The organism is Citrobacter sp. Cu231, assembly GCF_030332265.1.
GTDB classification, from domain to species: Bacteria; Pseudomonadota; Gammaproteobacteria; order Enterobacterales; family Enterobacteriaceae; genus Citrobacter; species Citrobacter meridianamericanus.
In genome coordinates this window covers 339,635-359,919 of sequence record NZ_JAOWIE010000032.1, presented here as the reverse complement: position 1 = coordinate 359,919, position 20,285 = coordinate 339,635, and the positions used below count along the sequence as shown (strand labels likewise).

The following is a 20,285-nucleotide window of genomic DNA, read 5'->3' as shown; positions in this document are numbered from 1 at the left end:
GTTACACTTTAGCTGATAAACAAAACGACAATAGCGACGGAATGGCAAAAATGAGAAATGTAATTAATGTTTTCTTAATGTTAACGACGAAGCACCTACCCAATCCGACAGTGCGCGACGGGAGATTTTAATCCCTCCGGCTTTGAGTTCGGGTGGTAATGTCAGCCAGCACACCGGTTGTTGAAAGCGGGCCAACTTATCTTTAACCCACTCAGCCAGATTGGTATCACCTGCGCTGGCGTCATATTCAACGACTGCTACCGGACGATGCCCAAACTCTTTATCTTCTATCGGCACAATAAAAGCTTGCAGAACATGCGGATGCGCTGCAATCACGCGTTCCACTTCTTCCGGCTGGATGCCTTCCCCACCGCTAAAGAACAGATTGTCCATACGACCGACAATCGTTAACTTGCCGTCCATTAACACACCGCGATCGCGGGTGGCAAACCAGCCTTCCGCGTTCACTAATGGAATAAGCTGCCCATTACGCCAGTAACCTTGCGCCATGCTGGCGGCTCGCAACCAGACTTCGTCGTTAACGATCCTGACTTCCCGCCCCGGTAAAGCAGAGCCCACATCCGCCCGGCCATCCGCTTCTTTCGCACAGACCGTAGAAGCAAACTCCGTCAGGCCGTAACCGCACCAGCAACGAATCCCCTGTTTGCGCGCTTGTTCGGTCAATTCCACAGGAATTGCCGCGCCACCTAATAGTACAGCTTTAAGCGATACCGGCGTGTTGTTGACCAGCAAGCGCCACAGCTGTGTGGGAACCAGTGAAGCGTGGGTACATCCAACCAGCATTTGCTCAAGCGGCTGCTTGTCGCGCACGGTCATTCGTGCCCCGGCAAACAACCAGCGCCACAAAATACCTTGGCCGGAAACATGAAACAGCGGCAGCGAGAGCAGCCAGTCATCTTCAGCGCCAAACGGCATTAATGACAGCACACCCTGAGCGCTCGCCAGATGTGCCTGACAGGTATGAACTGCCGCTTTTGGTAATCCGGTAGAACCAGAGGTTAACGTCATCGTGCTCAAACGTTCGGGTAACCACGCGGCGGCATGCTTGCCCGGCAATACCTGCATTTGCAACGGATTGAGTCCCTGAAGTGCGTGAGTGGACTCCAGATCCAGCGCAAAACGCAGCGTTAACTCGGGGACCAGCGCATCAAGCAGCGGCTGAGGCAACTGTGGGTTCACAGGTAAAACCCGCGCCCCACACTGCAACAGTGCCAGCCAGGTCAACAATGCTCGCGGATGATTCCAGGCGCGAAGCAGAACACCATCGCCCTCTTCCACGCCCTGAGCGGCAAAGCCGCAGGCCAGATGGTCGACACGTGTACAGAGGTCGTCCCAGCTTAATACTTCATCATTGAGTCGTAGGGCTGGCATATGCGCACGAATCTGTCGCCAGTGGCGCCAAGGCCAGTTTCCGGGGTGTAACAGGCCCGATATGCTTACGCTATCGGGCATTTCCCACTGGGTCATAGCAGGCGTTCCAGCGCATCAACGTTGATACACGGCAACGCGCTGCCCGGCCAGGTGCGTACCTGCTGGCATTGCATCAGACTCAGGGTATCCAGACCCGGAATGGTCTGCGGTGTCAGCCAGGCGGCAATTCTCGCCAGTTGGGTTAAGCCGAGACTCGACTCGATCGACGAACTAATAACCGCGGTGAGACCAAGTGCATGCGCCGCTGCAACCTGTTCGCGCACTTTATCGAGACTGCCCGTCAGCGTAGGTTTGATAACCACAGCCTTAACGCCCTCTTCGGCTTCGAAGGTGAAATCCGCTTCACGCAGACTTTCATCCCAGGCGATAGCAATGCCGGTTTCTCGCGCGAAAGCACGGGAGTCGTCGCGGGTTTTACATGGCTCTTCGAGGAAGGCAATGCGCCCGCGATACTCAGGATTGACATATTTCGCAAACTGCTGAGCTTTTAACGGCGTCCAGGCGCGGTTGGCGTCAAGACGCAAATGCAGCTCCGGAATCGCCTCAAGCAGCAGGTTGGCAACCATGCCGTCGCGAACAGCTTCATACAGTCCGACCTTGATCTTCGCCACTTTCTCACCCGGCATATCCGCCAGTTGCAGGACCAGATCGTCAGGATCGCCCGTACACAGCGGCGCAGCACGGTAGTCCGCCGCCTCCGGCAGAGTACCTGCCAGTTCGGCCAGCGCACAGCTTGCGCCAAAGGCGACCGAAGGCAGTTGCGGCAAGGAAGCATTGCCCTGTAGCCAACCGTTGACCCAGGCCAGCAGCTCAGTTTGCGCCTCTGCCCAGCTTTCCTGACTGAAGCCCGGCAGTGGGGAGATCTCTCCCCACCCTTCGCGCTCGCCGTCACGAAGACAAACGTACAGCCCGTCACGCGTTTTTAACCGCCTGTCGCGCAGAATCACCCCCGCGTCCATGGGGATCTGCCAGCGGTATACCTGCGCGCTACGCATTACGGATTCCGTTTGAATTTGCTGAAATCAGGCTGACGTTTCTGGTTAAAGGCATTGCGGCCTTCCTGACCTTCTTCCGTCATGTAGAACAGCATCGTGGCGTTACCCGCCAACTCCTGCAGACCCGCCTGACCATCGCAGTCGGCGTTCAGCGCAGCTTTCAGGCAGCGCAGCGCCATTGGACTGTTTTGCAGCATCTCGCGACACCAGCGTACAGTCTCTTTTTCCAGATCCGCCAGCGGAACGACAGTGTTTACCAGGCCCATATCCAGCGCTTGTTTTGCATCGTACTGACGGCACAGGAACCAGATTTCACGTGCTTTTTTCTGACCGACGATGCGCGCCATGTAGGAAGCGCCCCAACCGCCGTCGAATGAACCGACTTTCGGTCCGGTCTGACCAAAGATTGCGTTTTCAGCGGCAATGGTCAGGTCGCACATCATGTGCAGCACATGGCCGCCGCCGATGGAAAAACCTGCAACCATCGCCACGACCGGTTTCGGACAGGTACGAATCTGGCGCTGGAAGTCCAGCACGTTCAGGTGATGCACCCCGGAGTCATCCTGGTATCCGCCATAATCGCCACGTACTTTCTGATCGCCGCCAGCGCAGAACGCTTTATCGCCCGCACCGGTCAGAATAATCACGCCGATGTTGTCATCATAGCGGGCATCCGCCAGCGCCTGGATCATCTCTTTCACGGTGACAGGACGGAAGGCATTACGTACCTGTGGACGATTAATGGTGATTTTTGCGATACCGTCGGTGGATTTCTCGTAGAGAATGTCGGTGTAGCCTTCAGAGCAATCGTGCCATTCTACCGGTGCGTAAAGCATTGTTTCATCAGGATAGATCATAAAATGTCCTATAGTCAGCGACGCAGAATCTGAGCCAGACAGTCCACCACGCCAGCGGGATTGTCCCGATGGGCGTTGTGCCCGGCATTACGAATCACATGGTTTGGTACTGACATTTCCGTCGCCAGAGCGCGGAATTTATCGTCACGTTCACCACATAAATAATAAAACGGAAATGTGCGCGTAGTGAGTTGCGCACGTAAATCAGGTTGTACTGCAAGCGAGGTGGCCTCCAGCATTGCCGCCAGTGTTTGCCCGTTATTCTGGCTACGCAGTTCGACCAGCGCCTCTCTTTGCACGACATTCAGCGAGGAAAAAACCGGCTGTTGATACCAGTCATTAAACACCTCGCACAGCGGCTCAGTGCGAAAACGCGCAGCCCAGCGGCTATCTGAGAGACGACGCTGGGCGCGTTCATCTTCGCTTTGCAGCCCTGGATGCCCACCTTCAACTACCAGACCACACAGTCCGGACAACGCCTGACAGGCCGTCATCATCGCGACCCTGCCACCAAGAGAGTATCCCACCAGCCAGTAGTTAAGTATGTTGTAACTAAATAAAGTATTACGCAGCAGTTCGCTGACGTCATCAAATCCGCTTACGCTGATGTCAGCGGACCCACCATGTCCCGGCAGGTCGATATACAGCCGCGAATAATTTCCAAATGCTTCGCCAACCGTCTGCCATTCCCGACAATCACCGGAAAAACCGTGCAGGAAAACCAGCCAGGGAGATCCCGTCTGGCCCTCGTTCGCCTGCGCGTGCAGGATCATAGATGGCTTACCTGCGCCAGCAGTTGCTGCAAGGTTTGCGCCCCGTCAGTTTCGTTTACCACCAGCTCAATCACCGTTGCCGCCGGAGTACGCCAGGCGTCATTCAACGCACTCTCCAGTTGCTCCCAGTTTTCCGGACGCTGGTATTTAAGGTCAAACATGGCGGCAGCATGCTCAAAATGCACGTTCTGCGGCATCAGATAAAACCGTTCGCGTTCGTTTGCTGGCGTCGGCAGTAGGGAAAAAATTTGTCCGCCGTTATTATTGACCACGATCAGGACAAACGGCGCGGAAACCTGACGCAATAACGCCAGCGCATTGAGGTCATACAAAGCAGATAAATCGCCGACGATACCCAGCGTCGATTTCGCGCTGGCGCGCTGTACGCCGGCTGCAGTTGACAGCAGGCCGTCAATGCCGCTCGCGCCACGATTGCTATAGACCGGGTAACCAGCCGGAAGCTGCGACAGCGCATCAATCAGGCGCACCACCAGGCTGTTGCCCACGAACAGCTGCCCCTGTTCCGGCAAATAGTCGCGAATACGATGGGCCAATTGCGCTTCACCAAACGCGTCACGACGGGCCTCTACCGCCTGCCAGGCCAGTTGCGCCAGGCGTGGGATCTCCACACACCAGGGCTGGCGTTTCTCCGCCGGATGCAGTTCCAGCCAGTTACCAACCTTCGCGACCAGCCTGCGCCCACGATGGTGAGCCGGATCGAGACGACCTTCGATATTATCAATAATCCAGTATTCCTGCGGATCACAGCTGGCCTGCCATTGCAGGAGTCGTTTTCCGGTCAGGCTGCTGCCAAGCTGCACCACAATCTGCGCCTGCTGTAATTCAGCCACCGCTTTCGCATTCCCGAGCCACAGGTCGGCGCACGGCAACGGCTGTCCGGTTTGCGACAGAACATCGCCAATCAACGGCCAGCCTAGCATCTGCGCCCATTGCGCGACTTTCTTACCTTCTTCCGCGCTCATGCGTCCCGCAATCACGACGCCGCGTTTTTGCCGCCAGAAAAACCAGTCACGCTGTTTGTCGCTCTCCAGCCGACGCGCTTCACGCAGCCAGGGCTTATCATCCTGCCACCAGTCGCCAAGGCGCTGCTGCCAGGCGATCCCCGTTTCGTCCATGTCGCCATACAGCGGCTCCGCAAACGGGCAATTGATATGCACCGCCCCGCTGTGCAGCGCAGCTAAAGCGTTATCAATGGTGGATACCAGCCAGCTTGCCGGAATATCTTGAGTCGGGCGCGGTAAAGAGAGCGTCTGCGACGGATGCGAAGCAAACATACCGGTCTGACGGATTGCCTGGTTAGCGCCACAGTCGATAAGTTCAGGAGGTCGGTCAGCCGTGAGCAAAATCAGTTTTTCACCGGTCAGGCCCGCTTCAATCAATGCGGGATACAGGTTCGCCACCGCCGTACCGGACGTGACAATCACGGCGACAGGCTGGCGACTCACTTTTGCCAGACCTAAGGCCAGATGCCCAAGACCACGCTCATCAAAATGAGTATGGTGGATAAAAGCGGAGTTTTCCGCGGCCGCCAGCGTCAGCGGTGTAGAACGAGAGCCAGGGGCAATACAGACATGCCTGACGCCGTGGCGAGTGAGTGCTTCAAGAATGACCGCCGCCCAGCGTCGGTTAAATGCGCTTACTGACATGAGATTGTCCGGTATCAATATTGCGACACAGTATAAAGAATCGAATAAATGGATTTTTGATATGAGTCGGTAATGTGTGACTCATTAGGCTTCCATCTGTAATAAAGTACGTAAACCCGCCGCTTTGTTGTCTATTTCTTGCCATTCCTGCTCAGGATCTGAGCCATGCACGATCCCTGCCCCGGCATACAGGCGTACCACGTTTGCGCTAATTTTTGCCGAACGTAATGACACGCAAAACTCACTTTGCCGCAGTGAAAGATAACCCGCAGAACCGGCATACCACTCGCGCTCAAAGGGTTCATTATGTTGGATAAAGTCTCGCGCCAGTTCACGCGGGATCCCTGCGACTGCCGCCGTGGGCTGGAGCTGCATCAGGCAAAGCGTATCGTCGGCCTGATTCAGTTCCGTCCAGATACAGCGGCGCAGATGCTGCACTTTGCGCAGTCTGAGCACCTGCGGCGGCAGCACGTCGAGAGTTTGCGTACAACCTTGCAGACGCTGGCAAATATCTTCGACCACCAACATATTCTCGCGTTGATTTTTATCATCTTTCATTAACCATTCGCCCAACTGCCAGGCCCGATGATCCTCAGGGTGGTTGGCAACGGTTCCGGCCAGAGCTTCAGTACGCAGAGCCTTGTCACGCCGCCGATACAGACGTTCAGGGGAAGATCCAAGAAAAGCGGAATCGGCGGAGAATGCCATAAAGAAATGGTAGCAGTTCAGGTTTAAGCGACGGCTGGATGCCATCATGGCCGCGGCATTAACCGACTGAGAAAACTGTAAGTCGGTCGCTCGCGCCAGCACGACCTTATCGAGTTCTTCCCTATTGATCGTTTGCGTGGCGAGTTTTATCAGTTTTGTCCAGCCCGCTTTGTCCGGCCAGTTCTGCTCGCCGGTCAAACTGAGACGCAATGCAGGTAGCGGCTTAACATTGGCGAGCGATAAGATAAACGCCACTGCCTGCGCGGCGTCGTCACGCAGCGATACGTCGCTGTAAAGATGTAGGCGTAAGCTCGCTACCCCGGCACAACGTCGCCATTCCAGTCGCGGCAGCAGCAAATTGCCGCGCTGGGGCTCAAAGGCATTCAGACCCCAGATACGCAGGTCGGGATGATTATCATGCTGGTGTAAAAAATGCTGAGCTGATTCCAGCGAGGAAAATGCGGCGACGGCTCCCAGTACGGCGGCCTCTTCGTCGCCGTTACGCTGCTGCCAGTAAAACTGGGGCCAGACGGGTTGACTGGCCAACCATCCTAAAGCGTCAAACGCATCATTCAGTGGGAAAGGTATGTCGTAAATACGAATTCCAGGTGCGGCTGGTATCTCTTGCGACAAATGACGCATCAGACTTTCCAGCGCAGTAGTGATTGAATGCACGCGGACCTCTCCCTGTTAAAAACCTCACATTATACGGGGTACTGAACAGAAAAAGCAGTACCCCCAGTTAGGGAGTACGTATAAATGCGCTGACGGAATGGAATTTATCGCCGTGCTAACAATAATCCCATCACTAAACCGACCGTTGCGCCAACGCCGATTCCGCGCCAGGGCTTTTCGTGCACATAGTCATCCGCCCGGCAAACGGCTTTTTTGGCGCGGTAATAGTAACTGTCAGAAGCGTGGCTGACGCGATTTCTCACTTCTTCTAACGCCCGCTCTGCCCGCGCTTTTAACTCCAGGTACTTTTGATCGGCTGGATCGCCCGAAGAACGCAACACTTCCTCCAGCGTTTCACTCAATAATTCCAGATCGTCATCGATGCGTGATTCATAAGAATGAAAAGACATTTTATTCTCCCTTTCTATTGACGTACCCGCTAACTATAGACAATCAGACGTATTTGCGCCTGTTTACGCGCGATGCGCTTCCCGCGCCATACCAATGTGTGGAATACCGTCTTCGTCATAGACATCCGTCACCGGAACAAAGCCAAAGCGCGCATAGAAAGATTGCAAATGCGCCTGCGCCCCCAGATACAGCGCCATGTGCGGCCAGTGTTGCGTACAGGATGCCAGCGTCTGAGTCATCAGTTGTTGCCCCAGTTTTTCACCACGCAGCGCTTCGCTTACAATCACCCGTCCAATCACCACCGGCTCCAGCTCGTCATCGCTTTTCAGAATCCTCGCATACGCCACCAGCTCATCGTTATGCCAACCCAAAATGTGCCGATTCTCCCCCATCAGGTCATCACCATCCACATCCTGGTATGGACACTGTTGCTCAACAACAAACACCGCACAGCGAAGCTGGAGAATCGCGTACAACTGCTGTGTATTCAGCTTTGCATGGTGGAGATCTTGCCAGTGAATCATCGTCTGCCCCTTTGTTGTGATAACCTGAACACCCTGCCTTATTGATGGCGAAAAGTGTAACGCGAAAATGGAATTACTATTTTTAGGCACGTCTGCGGGAGTCCCCACGCGCTCACGCAATGTAACGGCAATTTTACTGAATCTGCAACACCCGACACAGGCGGGGCTGTGGCTTTTCGATTGTGGTGAAGGTACGCAGCATCAAATGCTCACCACGCCATTTAATCCGGGAAAACTCGATCGTATTTTTATCAGCCATCTGCACGGCGATCACTTGTTTGGTTTACCGGGGCTGCTGTGCAGTCGTTCAATGGCTGGGAACGTCCAACCGCTAACGCTCTACGGACCCAAAGGGTTGCGGGAGTTTACCGAAACCGTTTTACGTCTGAGCGGCTCCTGGACCGATTATCCGCTGGAAATTGTGGAAATCACCGCAGGTGAGATTGTCGATGACGGCCTGCGTAAAGTCACGGCGTATCCCCTGGAGCATCCTCTGGAGTGTTACGGTTTTCGTGTTGAAGAACACGACAAACCCGGTGCGCTTAATGCCAGCGCCCTGAAGGCGGCAGGCGTTAAATCGGGCCCGTGGTTTCAGGATTTGAAAGCCGGGAAAACCATCGTACTGGAAGATGGTCGCACAATTAACGGTACCGATTTCCTCTCCCCGGCAACCCGAGGAAAATCCGTGGCTATTTTCGGCGATACCGGACCTTGCGCATCCGCCATTGCCCTGGCGCGAGGTGTGGATGTAATGGTGCATGAAACCACCCTGGACGCCTCAATGGAGGAAAAAGCCAACAGCCGTGGGCACAGTTCGACTCGACAAGCCGCACAGCTGGCTTTGGAAGCCGGAGTGGGACGCCTGATCATGACCCACGTTAGCTCACGCTATGATGAAAAAGGCTGTCAGCGTTTGCTTGAAGAGTGCAAAGCGATTTTTCCAGACACGGAACTGGCTCACGATTTCGCCATTTTCACCGTTTAGTGCTCCATTTTTCCGCCTCAGTGCCGATAACAGTGGAAAGGCTGGCTTTCACACTGAGGACAGGATGAACAATTTCCAGAAAGATATTGATGACAGGACAAACCTAACCCTGTCTAACCGTTTTGAACTGCTGCTGTTTCGCCTTGGCAAATCCGTTGAGGAGCAGAAATCAGAGCTGTTTGGCATCAACGTATTCAAACTGCGTGAAATCGTACCGATGCCAACCTTTACGCGTCCGGCAGGCATGAAGGCGCCACTTTTGGGGATGGTTAATATTCGCGATCAGGTCATCCCGGTGATTGACCTGCCTGCCGTCGCAGGCTGTAAGCCAGAGACCGGACTCAACATTCTGTTGATCACGGAATATGCCCGTAGCGTCCAGGCGTTTGCGGTGGAGTCAGTGGAAAACATCATGCGTCTGGACTGGCAACAGGTGCATACCGCCGAGAAAGCCGTCAATGGTCGCTACATTACCAGTATCGCCTGCTTGGACGACAATAAAGAAACCAACAACCTGGCGCTGGTACTCGATGTTGAGCAAATCCTGTACGACATCGTACCATCGAACCACGATCTGCGCGCAACAGAGCTGAAAACCAATAAGTTCAACATTACGCCGGGTGCGGTGGCGATAGTGGCAGATGACTCAAAAGTGGCTCGCGCGATGCTGGAGAAAGGGCTTAACGCCATGGAGATCCCACACCTGATGCATGTGACGGGCCAGGATGCGTGGGAAAAAATTCAGCAGCTAACTGAAGAAGCGGAAGCAGAAGGCAAGCCAATTAGCGAGAAAATTGCTCTGGTGCTCACCGATCTGGAAATGCCGGAGATGGATGGTTTTACGCTTACCCGTAAGATAAAAACCGACGAACGCCTGAAGAAGATCCCTGTCGTTATTCACTCCTCGCTTTCCGGTAGCGCTAATGAAGATCACGTCCGCCGAGTGAAAGCCGATGGCTACGTGGCCAAATTCGAAGTCAATGAGCTTTCTTCAGTAATCCAGGAAGTGATGGATCGCGCGGCACACAATCTTGAGGGACCGTTGGTGAGCAGACAGCTTTTGAATTAAATATTTTTCACGCATAAAAAAACCCGCCAAGGCGGGTTTTTTCGTTATTGCATGTAGCCTTACATCAGCGGAGCCGCTAACTGCACGATGCTGATCAGCGGTTGCGGGTAGATACCCAGCACCAGTACCAGCAGGGCAGAAATCAGCACCACAATACCGCCCGCGCTGTACTGCCAGTTGGATGGCGCATCGCGGTTCAACTGCTGTGGTGCGCTCAGATACAGGCTTACGGCAACGCGCAGGTAGTAGTACAAACCAATCGCGGAACCGACAACCACGGCAGCAACCAGCCACCACAGGTTAGCCTGCACACCGACCGCCAGTACGTAGAACTTACCGATAAAGCCCAGCGTCATCGGGATACCTGCCAGAGAAAGCATCATCACCGTCATCACTGCTGCGAGGATCGGACGATGCCAGAACAGGCCACGGTAGGAGAACAGAGAATCGGCATCCGGACCACGATACGGGCTGGACATCAGGCTGACCACACCGAACGCACCGAGGCTGCTGAACAGGTAACCGGCCAGATAAACGCCAACGGCTTCCATCGACATCTCGCCGCTCTGCAGGGCAATCAGCGCCACTAACAGATAACCGAGGTGAGAGATAGAAGAGTAACCAAGCAGACGTTTGATATTGGTCTGACTCAGCGCCATCAGGTTACCAAAGATGATGGAAGCAAAGGCAATCACGCCCAGAACGATACGTACCGCTTCGCTATCACCGACCGGTGCGTACAGGAACAAACGCATTACCACGCCGAAGATAGCGATTTTGCTCGCCGTCGCCAGGAAGGTGGAAACCGGAGCCGGAGCGCCCTGGTAGACGTCTGGCGTCCACAGATGGAACGGAACCAGCGAAAGTTTGAAACCGAGGCCAACAATCATCAGACCGAAGCCCGCCAGCAGCAGCGGTTCGCTCAGCATGCCATCGCCGAGGCTCTTACCGAGCGCGACAAACGACAGATTGCCAGACTGCGCGTACACCAGCGCCATACCGAACAACAGGAAGGAAGAGGCTGCGGCAGACAGAATGGTGTATTTGATACTGGCTTCCAGCGAACGTTTCTGACGGAACGCATAGCCAACCAGACCAAACAGCGGCAGAGAAATAAGCTCAATACCAAGGAACAGCGCCGCCAGATGGTTAGCGTTAGCCAGCAGAATACCGCCGAGCGCCGCAATCAGTACCAGCAGGTAGAACTCTTCCCGGTTGTCGTCGTAGCCTTCCAGCCACGGGTAAGCGAAGGTACAGGTGGCAAGACTCGCCAACAGCACCAACCCGGTGTAGAGCATGGCGAAACCGTCAACCCGCATCAGCGGGGTGACGTCCATGGCGCCCGCCTGGCCAACAAACCAGAGCGAAACCAGCGCGGCGTTAAGCCCAATGACCGATAACGTGGCATTGAGGAAGTGATTGCGTCGCCACGCAATGGAGAGCATCACAACCACCACCGTCAAGCCGACGATCAGCAGCGGTAGCAGCGCAATCAGGTGTTGTGGAGTTATTGTCATGGCGATTTACGGCCTTGTAGTAGTAACGGAATTAACAAACCACTGCTGGATGTTGCTCATCGCAGAATGCGAGGTATCCAGAATCGGCTGCGGATAGAAGCCAAGCAGTACCAGAAGCACGACCAGCAACAGGATGATAAACAGCTCACGCAGCGACATCCCTGGCAGTTCAACACTGGCAATCTGGCTCTTCGCCTTACCGAAGTAAGCGCGATGCAGCATCGCCAGCGAGTAAACGGAGGCAAACACCAGACCAAAGGTTGAGATCACGGTAATAACCGGAACCACCTGGTAGCTGCCGAAAAGAATCATAAATTCGCCAACGAAGTTACCTGTACCCGGCATACCCAGCGTACACACTGCGAAGAACATTGACAGCGCAGGCAACCATTTCATTTTGCCCCACAGGCCGCCCATCATACGCATATCACGCGTGTGCAGACGTTCGTACAGTTGACCACACAGGATGAACAGGCCGGCTGCGGACAGACCATGCGCAATCATCTGAATAACCGCCCCCTGGTACGCCAGCTGGCTGCCGGTGTAGATAGCAATCAGCACGAAGCCCATGTGCGATACGGAAGTGTAGGCAATCAGACGTTTGATATCGTACTGATTAAAGGCCATCCACGCGCCGTAGAAGATACCGATAACGCCCAGCCACATGGCGATAGGCGCAAACTCCGCCGACGCGTTCGGGAACAGCGGCAGAGAGAAGCGCAGCAGACCGTAGGCCGCGGTTTTCAGCAGAATCCCCGCCAGGTCAACAGAACCTGCGGTCGGTGCCTGGGAGTGCGCATCCGGCAACCAACCGTGCAACGGAACTACCGGCATTTTCACCGCGAAGGCGATGAAGAAGCCCAGCATCAACAGATATTCCACGCCGTGGGACATAGGGGTGTTCAGCAGCTCTTCATAGTTGAAGGTCCACACGCCAGTCGCTTTGTAGTGCACAAACACCAGCGCCAGGATGGCAATCAACATCACCAGACCACTCGCCTGGGTATAAATGAAGAACTTGGTTGCCGCCGTGATACGCGTTTTACCGTCAGAGGCTTTATGCCCCCACAGCGCGATCAGGAAGTACATCGGCACCAACATCATTTCCCAGAAGAAGAAGAACAGGAACATGTCGATGGCAAGGAATACGCCGATTACGCCGCCTAAGATCCACATCAGGTTCAGGTGGAAGAAGCCCTGATATTTTTCGATTTCATTCCAGGAGCAAAGTACCGCCAGAACACCGAGCAGACCGGTTAGCACCACCATCAGCAACGACAAACCGTCGATAGCAAGATGAATAGAGATGCCAAAACGTGGGATCCACGGCAGGACAAACTCAGACTGCCACTGCGGAATGCCAGCGGATTGCGTCAGTGAATAGCCGCCCTGCAACCACAGTTGCAGGCCAAGCGCCAGCGTCAGTCCCATGGTAATCAGCGCGATCCAGCGCGGCACCTTCACGCCAAAGCGTTCGGTCTGCCAGCACAGGAAGCCACCGATAAAGGGAATCAATATTAGCCAGGGTAGTAACATGGCGATTTTTATTCCTTTTTAAGGCCCCTAACAGAGGCCTGATTTTCAACGAATTTGGATAAAATTCACTTTACGATCAACGCAGTACCATCAACAGTGCCAGCACAACAACGGCGCCGATGCTCATTGATGCCACATACCAACGCAGATAGCCGTTCTCGCTGAGCAGCAGGCCTTTACCTGCAAAGCGAGACAGGATCGCCGGAATGTTCATCATTGAGTTCAGCGGATCGCGTTTCAGCAGCCATGCCACGCCAAGGAACGGCTTGACGAACACTTTGTCGTACAGCCAGTCGAAGCCCCAGGCGTTATACCACCAGGTACCCAGCAAACGGCCCGGCGCACTGTTGGCAATCGACGTCACCAGCGTGCGTTTACCCAGCCACAGCCATGCTGCGATCAGGATGCCCGCAATCGCGACGATACCGGAGGTAATTTCCAGCGTCATAACGCGCCCATGCTCAAGCTCGGTCGTCGCAGGCAGTACACCATGAAGCGGCGGCACAATCAGCGCGCCAACGAAGGTGGACAGGATCATCAGCACAATCAGCGGCAGATGATGGGTAATCCCCTTCCCGGCGTGAGCGTGAATTTGTTCTTTTCCGTGGAACACGATGAAAATCATACGGAAGGTATACAGAGAGGTCATGAACGCACCGACCAGACCTGCCACCATCAGATTGATATGACCGTTCGCCATCGCACCGGCCAGAATCTCATCCTTACTAAAGAAGCCTGCGGTAATCAGCGGTAGAGCCGAAAGCGCCGCGCCACCGACCAGGAAGCAGGCGTACACCAGCGGAATAGACTTACGCAGGCCGCCCATCTTGAAGATGTTCTGTTCGTGGTGGCAGGCCAGAATAACCGAGCCGGATGCCAGGAACAGCAGCGCTTTAAAGAAGGCGTGCGTCATCAGGTGGAAAATCGCCGCATCCCATGCCTGAACCCCAAGCGCCAGGAACATGTAGCCAATCTGGCTCATGGTGGAGTAAGCGAGAACGCGTTTGATGTCGGTCTGTACCAGCGCAGCAAAACCCGCCAGCACCAGCGTGATAGCACCGATAATCCCCACCAGATGCAGGATTTCCGGGGTCATCAGGAACAGGCCGTGCGTACGTGCAATCAGGTAGACACCAGCGGTAACCATCGTTGCGGCGTGGATCAGCGCGGAGACAGGCGTTGGACCCGCCATCGCGTCGGCCAGCCATGTTTGCAACGGCAGCTGCGCAGATTTACCGACCGCACCGCCCAGCAGCATCAGGGTCGCCCACATCAGCATGTTGTTGCCGTCTGCAAAGTGCGCAGGTGCCAGCTCCACCATCTCGCGGAAGTTAAGCGTACCCAGCTCGTTGTAGAGAATGAACAGCGCGAAGGCGAGGAACACGTCACCGACACGGGTCACCACGAAGGCTTTCATAGCCGCTGCGCCATTCTTCGGATCGGAGTAATAGAAACCGATCAGTAAGTAAGAGCACAGGCCCACACCTTCCCAGCCCAGGTACATCAGCAGCAGGTTATCCGCCAGTACCAGTACCACCATGCTGGCGATAAACAGGTTGGTGTAGGCGAAGAAACGGGAGTACCCCTCTTCCCCGCGCATATACCAGGAGGCGAACATGTGGATCAGGAAGCCGACGCCGGTTACCACCGAAAGCATGGTCAGCGACAGACCGTCCAGCACCAGGTTAAAACCGATGTTGAAATCACCGACCGACATCCACGTCCACAGCGGCTGGCTGTAGACCTGCTGGCCATTAGCAAAGAAATCAACGCCAACAAACGCAGTGACCAGCGCCGCCAGGCCAATCGACCCAACGCCCACAGTCGCGGAGAGATTTTCTGACCAACGACCGCGAGAGAACGCCAGTAATACAAAGCCAATAAATGGCAGAATAATGGTTAAGGCAAGCATGTTCATCCACGCATCTCACTTACTGAATCAATGTTCAGGTTCTGGCGACGGCGATGAAGTTGCAGCAACAGCGCAAGTCCAATGCTCGCTTCCGCAGCCGCAAGGCTGATGGCGAGAATGTACATCACCTGACCATCGGTCTGGCCCCAGTAGCTTCCGGCGACCACAAAGGCCAGCGCGGAGGCGTTAATCATGATTTCCAACCCGATCAGCATAAACAGCAGATTGCGGCGGATAACCAGACCGGTCAAACCCAGGACGAATAAAATCGCAGCGAGGATCAGTCCATGTTGTAAGGGGATCATGCGTGCTCCTCCGTTTTTCTTTTCGCGCGGTCATCGGTGCGATTGCTCAGCACTTCACCTGAACGCTCTTCGCGCCCCACGTGGAAGGCCACAACCAGACCCGCCAGCAGCAGCATCGAAGCCAGTTCGACCGCCAGTACATACGGTCCGAACAGGGAAATCCCGACTGCCTTCGCGCTAATTGGCGTCCCGTCGATGCCCTGATCGTTAACGCCCAGAATGGCGTAAACAATGACCACCAGCATGATGGCCGACAGAATCGCTGGTCCAATCCACACTTGAGGTTTCAGCCACTGGCGTTCCTGTTCAATTTCAGAACCACCGAGGTTGAGCATCATTACCACGAATACGAACAGCACCATGATGGCGCCCGCGTAGACGATAATTTCCAACGCACCCGCGAAGTAAGCGCCTAACGAGAAGAACACCCCAGAAATCGCCAGCAGCGAAATAATCAGATACAGCAGTGCGTGTACCGGATTGGTGTGGGTGATCACCCGCAAGGTTGCGAGAATGGCTATCAGGCCACAGATATAAAAAGCGAACTCCATTGCCCCTCTCCTTACGGTAACAGGCTCTTGACGTCGATAGGCTTGGCTTCGTTCTCAGCTTCGCCCTTATCTTTGCCGTCGATTGCCATACCTGCCATCCGGTAGAAGTTATATTCCGGGTATTTGCCCGGACCGGAGATCAGCAGATCCTCTTTCTCGTAAACCAGGTCCTGGCGCTTGTACTCACCCAGCTCGAAATCTGGAGTCAGCTGAATAGCCGTTGTCGGACAGGCTTCTTCACACAGGCCGCAGAATATGCAGCGTGAGAAGTTAATGCGGAAAAACTCCGGATACCAGCGGCCATCTTTGGTCTCTGCTTTTTGCAAAGAAATACAGCCTACCGGACACGCTACCGCACACAGGTTACAGGCAACGCAACGCTCTTCACCGTCTGGGTCACGGGTCAGAACGATACGGCCACGGAAACGGGGCGGTAGATAGACCGGCTCTTCCGGGTACATCTGCGTTTCGCGTTTCGCGAACGCATGCAGGCCGATCATCCAGATACTGCGTACCTGGGTGCCGAAACCTACGAACAATTCTTTTAAGGTCATGGTCTTTGTGTCCCTTATTGCGCCTGCCAGAGAATGACAGCCGCCGTTACCAGCAAGTTGACGAGCGTCAGCGGCAGACAAACTTTCCAGCCGAAGGACATTACCTGGTCATAACGAGGACGCGGTAACGACGCACGAATCAAAATGAACATCATCATGAAGAACGCGGTTTTCAGCGCGAACCAGACGAATGGCGGTAAGAACGGGCCATGCCAGCCACCGAAGAACAGGGTAACCATCAACGCAGAAATGGTGACAATACCGATGTACTCACCCACGAAGAACAGACCGAATTTCATACCGGAATATTCAATGTGGTAACCATCTGCCAGTTCCTGCTCGGCTTCTGGCTGGTCAAACGGGTGACGGTGACACACCGCCACACCCGCGATGGCAAAGGTGACAAAACCAAAGAACTGCGGAATTACGTTCCAGATATCAGCCTGGTTGTTGACAATGTCGGTCATGTTAAATGAACCGGCCTGTGCCACCACGCCCATCAGGGAAAGTCCGAGAAACACTTCGTAGCTCAGCGTCTGCGCAGACGCACGCATCGCACCGAGCAGCGAGTATTTGTTGTTGCTCGACCAACCGGCGAACAGCACCGCGTATACCGCGAGGCCTGCCATCATCAGGAAGAACAGGATCCCGATGTTCAGGTCGGCAACCACCCAGTTCGGACTCACCGGCACAATGGCGAAGGCCAGCAGCAGCGAAGTGAAAGCGATCATCGGAGCCAGGGTAAAGATGACGCGATCCGAGAATTTCGGGATCCAGTCTTCTTTAAAGAACATCTTGATCATGTCCGCAACCAGCTGGAGCGAACCACCCCAGCCAACACGGTTCGGTCCGTAACGGTTCTGGAACAGACCCAGCAGACGACGTTCGCCAAAGCTCATGAATGCCCCGCAGGTGACCACCACCAGCAGGATCACCACAGCTTTGAGAATGCTCAGCAGGATCTCAATCAGATCGGGTGTAATCCAACTCATTGTTGTGCCTCCTGCAGATCCTCAAGACGCGCACCTGCCAGAACTGGTGCGATGCCCGGCATACCCATCGGCAAACCAACCTGCCCTGCCGTTAATCCTTCAGCGATTTCAACCGGCAGCGTGACCGTAATACCATCGTAGCTGAAAGAAACGCGCGTACCGGCATTGACACCTAACTTCGCGGCATCTGCCGGGTTGAGTTTAATGTACGGCTGCGGCATACGGGTCTGGAAGACCGGCGCACGCTGGGACATTTCGTCACTACCAAACAGGTGATAGTAAGGCGCGATACGCCACTGACCTTCCTGAGCCTGGAAGCTCGCCGGAACGGTCGTGAAATAATCCATACTCCCCGCGGAAGCTTCGATCAGACGCACACCCGGATCGCCATGGCGCAGTTTACCGCCCACTTCATCCTGGAACTTGTTCCACGCCTGTGGGGAGTTCCAGCCTGGAGCCCAGGCAAACGGAATTTGTGAACGCGGCGCAGACGGCTGGTTGTTCCCTTCCATAGAGAAAGCGAACATGGTGTCTTTGTCCTGCGGCTGACGCGGTTCGTGTACGCTGATGTTGGCGCGCATTGCGGTACGCCCACTGTAGCGGTGCGGTTCACGCGCCAGTTTCTGTCCACGGATACGGAAGCTTGCGTCCGGTGCGGCATCTTTAATACCCGCCAGTTGCGGCAACTTCTCAACGACCGCGTCGATAACGTGGTCGAGCTGCGTCCAGTCCACTTCACGGCTCTGCACGGTGCTGTGCAGCGAGTGCAGCCAGCGCCAGCTTTCCAGCATTACGGTGTTGCTGTCGTAGTAGGATGGGTCATAAACCTGGAAGAAGCGCTGGGCGCGGCCTTCGTTGTTAATCACCGTACCATCGCTTTCGGCGAAGCTTGCGGCGGAAAGCACCAGATGGGCGTTTTCCATAATCGCGGTGCGCTGATGGTCAACAACCAGTACCAGCGGCGCTTTCGCCAGCGCGGCATCAACGCGGGCGGCTGAAGCATGGCGATGCAGGTCATTTTCCAGCACCACAACGGCGTCAGCGCGACCTGTTTCCAGCTCGGTCAGCGCATCGTCAAGAGAACCACCCCCCATCATGCCGAGGCCCATGCTGTTAACCGAGCGAGCAATCATGGTGATGCCGACGTCTGCGCCACGGCCTTTCAGCGCCTTCGCCACGTTGGCTGCAGCCTGAATCACTTCGGCGCTACCTGCGTTGGTACCGGAAATAATCAGTGGTTTCTTCGCCCCGGCCAATGCCTGAACGATAACGTCAATTTTGTTCTGCAGGTCACGGTCGATACCGTCAACCGCCGGAGCGTTGTTATCCAGCGCGTGGGCGATAGCGAAACCTAAACGCGCCTGATCTTCAACCGGCGCACGGTAGGTCCATGCCGCGATGTCGTCCAGACGGGTGTTATCGACGTTGGTAACGAACAGCGGGTGCTTGGCGCGCTGGCCGATGTTAAGGATGGCCGCGATCTGCCAGTCAGCCACTTTTTGTGCCGCCGCCATTTCGCGAGCTTTCCCTTTCACCGCCTGACGCACCGCCAGCGCAACGCGCGCACCAGTCTGGGTCACATCTTCACCCAGCACCAGGACTGCATCGTAAGACTCGATTTCGCGCAGTGCCGGCGTATGAATGCCGCCGTCACGCAGCACGCTCAGTGCCAGTTGCAGACGCTCCAGCTCACCCTGAGCAATACCGGTATAGAAGTTATCCGCACCGACCAGCTCACGCAGCGCGAAGTTACTCTCAACACTGGCGCGCGGAGAGCCGATACCGATCACTTTATTCGACTGACGCAGAATGTCAGCCGCGCCCTGCATCGCCTGTTCGGCGTTGAGGGTGATCAGGTCATCGCCACGGCGCTGTACTGGCTGACGCGGACGGTCTTTCAGGTTCACGTAACCATAACCGAAACGACCACGGTCACAGAGGAAGTAGTGGTTAACGGTACCGTTGTAGCGGTTTTCGATACGGCGCAGTTCGCCATAACGCTCACCCGGGCTGGTGTTACAACCAATGGAACACTGCTGGCAGATGCTCGGCGCAAACTGCATATCCCATTTACGGTTATAACGCTCGGAGTGCGTTTTGTCGGTAAACACGCCGGTCGGGCAAATTTCTACCAGGTTACCGGAGAATTCGCTTTCAAGCGTACCGTCTTCCGGACGACCAAAGTAGACGTTGTCATGTGCGCCATACACGCCCAGATCCGTGCCATCAGCATAATCTTTGTAGTAACGCACGCAGCGATAGCAGGCGATGCAGCGGTTCATTTCGTGAGAGATGAACGGCCCCAAATCCTGGTTGCGGTGTGTACGCTTCGTGAAGCGGTAACGACGGAAGCTATGACCAGTCATGACGGTCATATCCTGAAGGTGGCAATTACCGCCCTCTTCGCAGACCGGGCAGTCGTGCGGGTGGTTGGTCATCAACCACTCGACGACGCTTTCGCGAAACTGCTTCGCTTCTTCGTCATCAATTGAAATAAAGGTGCCTTCGGTGGCAGGTGTCATACAAGACATCACCAGGCGACCACGCGTATCTTCCGCGTTCTGATATTGCTTCACCGCACACTGGCGGCAAGCACCGACGCTTCCCAGCGCCGGGTGCCAGCAAAAGTACGGAATATCAAGGCCAAGAGATAGACAAGCTTCCAGCAGGTTGTCCGCTCCGTTGACCTCATATTCTTTGCCGTCTACATGAATCGTAGCCATAGTCAGCATGCTTCCAGTTGGCTTAGTCAGAGACTAAGCGTTAATCGAATTACTTATCGCGATGCAGGGGTAAGCCTGT

The 20,285-nt window shown here is 55.2% G+C and carries 18 protein-coding genes; 2 read left to right on the top strand and 16 right to left on the bottom strand.

Going from position 1 to position 20,285, the window contains the following annotated elements; translation table 11 throughout:
* Positions 1 to 63 precede the first annotated feature (63 nt).
* From menE to OGY15_RS08200, 8 genes are all read right to left on the bottom strand, one after another.
* Positions 64 to 1,488, bottom strand: a complete 1,425-nt coding sequence (gene menE, locus OGY15_RS08235) for an o-succinylbenzoate--CoA ligase (protein ID WP_286538913.1) — start codon at positions 1,486 to 1,488, stop codon at positions 64 to 66.
* The gene (gene menC / locus OGY15_RS08230) at positions 1,485 to 2,447 is read right to left on the bottom strand and encodes an o-succinylbenzoate synthase (protein ID WP_151224758.1); all 963 of its coding nucleotides are present in this window, start codon (positions 2,445 to 2,447) and stop codon (positions 1,485 to 1,487) included. The genes menE and menC overlap by 4 nt, the downstream gene beginning before the upstream one ends.
* On the bottom strand, positions 2,447 to 3,304 hold the full coding sequence (menB, locus tag OGY15_RS08225; RefSeq protein WP_003027671.1) for a 1,4-dihydroxy-2-naphthoyl-CoA synthase: 858 nt from the start codon (positions 3,302 to 3,304) through the stop codon (positions 2,447 to 2,449). The genes menC and menB overlap by 1 nt, the downstream gene beginning before the upstream one ends.
* 14 nt (positions 3,305 to 3,318) lie before the next feature.
* Positions 3,319 to 4,077: a 2-succinyl-6-hydroxy-2,4-cyclohexadiene-1-carboxylate synthase gene (gene menH, locus OGY15_RS08220; protein WP_151219917.1), complete on the bottom strand. Its 759-nt coding sequence runs from the start codon at positions 4,075 to 4,077 to the stop codon at positions 3,319 to 3,321.
* On the bottom strand, positions 4,074 to 5,744 hold the full coding sequence (menD, locus tag OGY15_RS08215; protein ID WP_286538912.1) for a 2-succinyl-5-enolpyruvyl-6-hydroxy-3-cyclohexene-1-carboxylic-acid synthase: 1,671 nt from the start codon (positions 5,742 to 5,744) through the stop codon (positions 4,074 to 4,076). Before menD ends, menH begins: the two co-directional genes overlap by 4 nt.
* Before the next feature lie 84 nt (positions 5,745 to 5,828).
* Positions 5,829 to 7,127 carry an isochorismate synthase MenF gene (gene menF / locus OGY15_RS08210; protein WP_151219918.1) on the bottom strand — a complete coding sequence of 433 codons (1,299 nt, stop codon included), beginning with the start codon at positions 7,125 to 7,127 and terminating at the stop codon, positions 5,829 to 5,831.
* Positions 7,128 to 7,231: 104 nt separating this feature from the next.
* Entirely contained in the window at positions 7,232 to 7,537 is a 306-nt protein-coding gene (gene elaB / locus OGY15_RS08205) for a stress response protein ElaB (protein WP_003027683.1), read from the bottom strand.
* Positions 7,538 to 7,600: 63 nt separating this feature from the next.
* Entirely contained in the window at positions 7,601 to 8,062 is a 462-nt protein-coding gene (locus OGY15_RS08200; RefSeq protein WP_187253459.1) for a GNAT family N-acetyltransferase, read from the bottom strand.
* A 67-nt stretch (positions 8,063 to 8,129) separates the two neighbouring features.
* On the opposite strand from OGY15_RS08200, the gene rbn reads away from it, so the two are divergent.
* Positions 8,130 to 9,047 (top strand): ribonuclease BN, encoded by a 918-nt coding sequence (gene rbn / locus OGY15_RS08195; RefSeq protein ID WP_187258667.1) that lies wholly within the window; start codon positions 8,130 to 8,132, stop codon positions 9,045 to 9,047.
* 64 nt (positions 9,048 to 9,111) lie between these two features.
* Positions 9,112 to 10,116 carry a chemotaxis protein gene (locus tag OGY15_RS08190; protein ID WP_151219921.1) on the top strand — a complete coding sequence of 335 codons (1,005 nt, stop codon included), beginning with the start codon at positions 9,112 to 9,114 and terminating at the stop codon, positions 10,114 to 10,116.
* A gap of 59 nt (positions 10,117 to 10,175) precedes the next feature.
* Here OGY15_RS08190 and nuoN read toward each other — a convergent pair whose 3' ends face one another.
* The 8 genes from nuoN to nuoG all read right to left on the bottom strand — a co-directional run bounded on the left by nuoN (position 10,176) and on the right by nuoG (position 20,206).
* Positions 10,176 to 11,633, bottom strand: a complete 1,458-nt coding sequence (gene nuoN, locus OGY15_RS08185) for an NADH-quinone oxidoreductase subunit NuoN (RefSeq protein ID WP_048211072.1) — start codon at positions 11,631 to 11,633, stop codon at positions 10,176 to 10,178.
* Between the two features lie 6 nt (positions 11,634 to 11,639).
* A complete protein-coding gene (gene nuoM, locus OGY15_RS08180) occupies positions 11,640 to 13,169 on the bottom strand; it encodes an NADH-quinone oxidoreductase subunit M (protein WP_003027692.1) in 1,530 nt (509 codons plus the stop codon).
* Positions 13,170 to 13,245: 76 nt separating this feature from the next.
* The gene (gene nuoL, locus OGY15_RS08175) at positions 13,246 to 15,087 is read right to left on the bottom strand and encodes an NADH-quinone oxidoreductase subunit L (protein WP_210904534.1); all 1,842 of its coding nucleotides are present in this window, start codon (positions 15,085 to 15,087) and stop codon (positions 13,246 to 13,248) included.
* The gene (nuoK, locus tag OGY15_RS08170) at positions 15,084 to 15,386 is read right to left on the bottom strand and encodes an NADH-quinone oxidoreductase subunit NuoK (RefSeq protein ID WP_000612644.1); all 303 of its coding nucleotides are present in this window, start codon (positions 15,384 to 15,386) and stop codon (positions 15,084 to 15,086) included. Before nuoK ends, nuoL begins: the two co-directional genes overlap by 4 nt.
* Positions 15,383 to 15,937 carry an NADH-quinone oxidoreductase subunit J gene (gene nuoJ / locus OGY15_RS08165; RefSeq protein WP_003028059.1) on the bottom strand — a complete coding sequence of 185 codons (555 nt, stop codon included), beginning with the start codon at positions 15,935 to 15,937 and terminating at the stop codon, positions 15,383 to 15,385. The genes nuoK and nuoJ overlap by 4 nt, the downstream gene beginning before the upstream one ends.
* An 11-nt stretch (positions 15,938 to 15,948) precedes the next feature.
* Positions 15,949 to 16,491: an NADH-quinone oxidoreductase subunit NuoI gene (nuoI, locus tag OGY15_RS08160; RefSeq protein ID WP_003028062.1), complete on the bottom strand. Its 543-nt coding sequence runs from the start codon at positions 16,489 to 16,491 to the stop codon at positions 15,949 to 15,951.
* Between the two features lie 14 nt (positions 16,492 to 16,505).
* Positions 16,506 to 17,483: an NADH-quinone oxidoreductase subunit NuoH gene (gene nuoH / locus OGY15_RS08155; protein WP_003028063.1), complete on the bottom strand. Its 978-nt coding sequence runs from the start codon at positions 17,481 to 17,483 to the stop codon at positions 16,506 to 16,508.
* On the bottom strand, positions 17,480 to 20,206 hold the full coding sequence (gene nuoG / locus OGY15_RS08150) for an NADH-quinone oxidoreductase subunit NuoG (protein ID WP_278237778.1): 2,727 nt from the start codon (positions 20,204 to 20,206) through the stop codon (positions 17,480 to 17,482). The genes nuoH and nuoG overlap by 4 nt, the downstream gene beginning before the upstream one ends.
* Between the last annotated feature and the right edge of the window lie 79 nt (positions 20,207 to 20,285).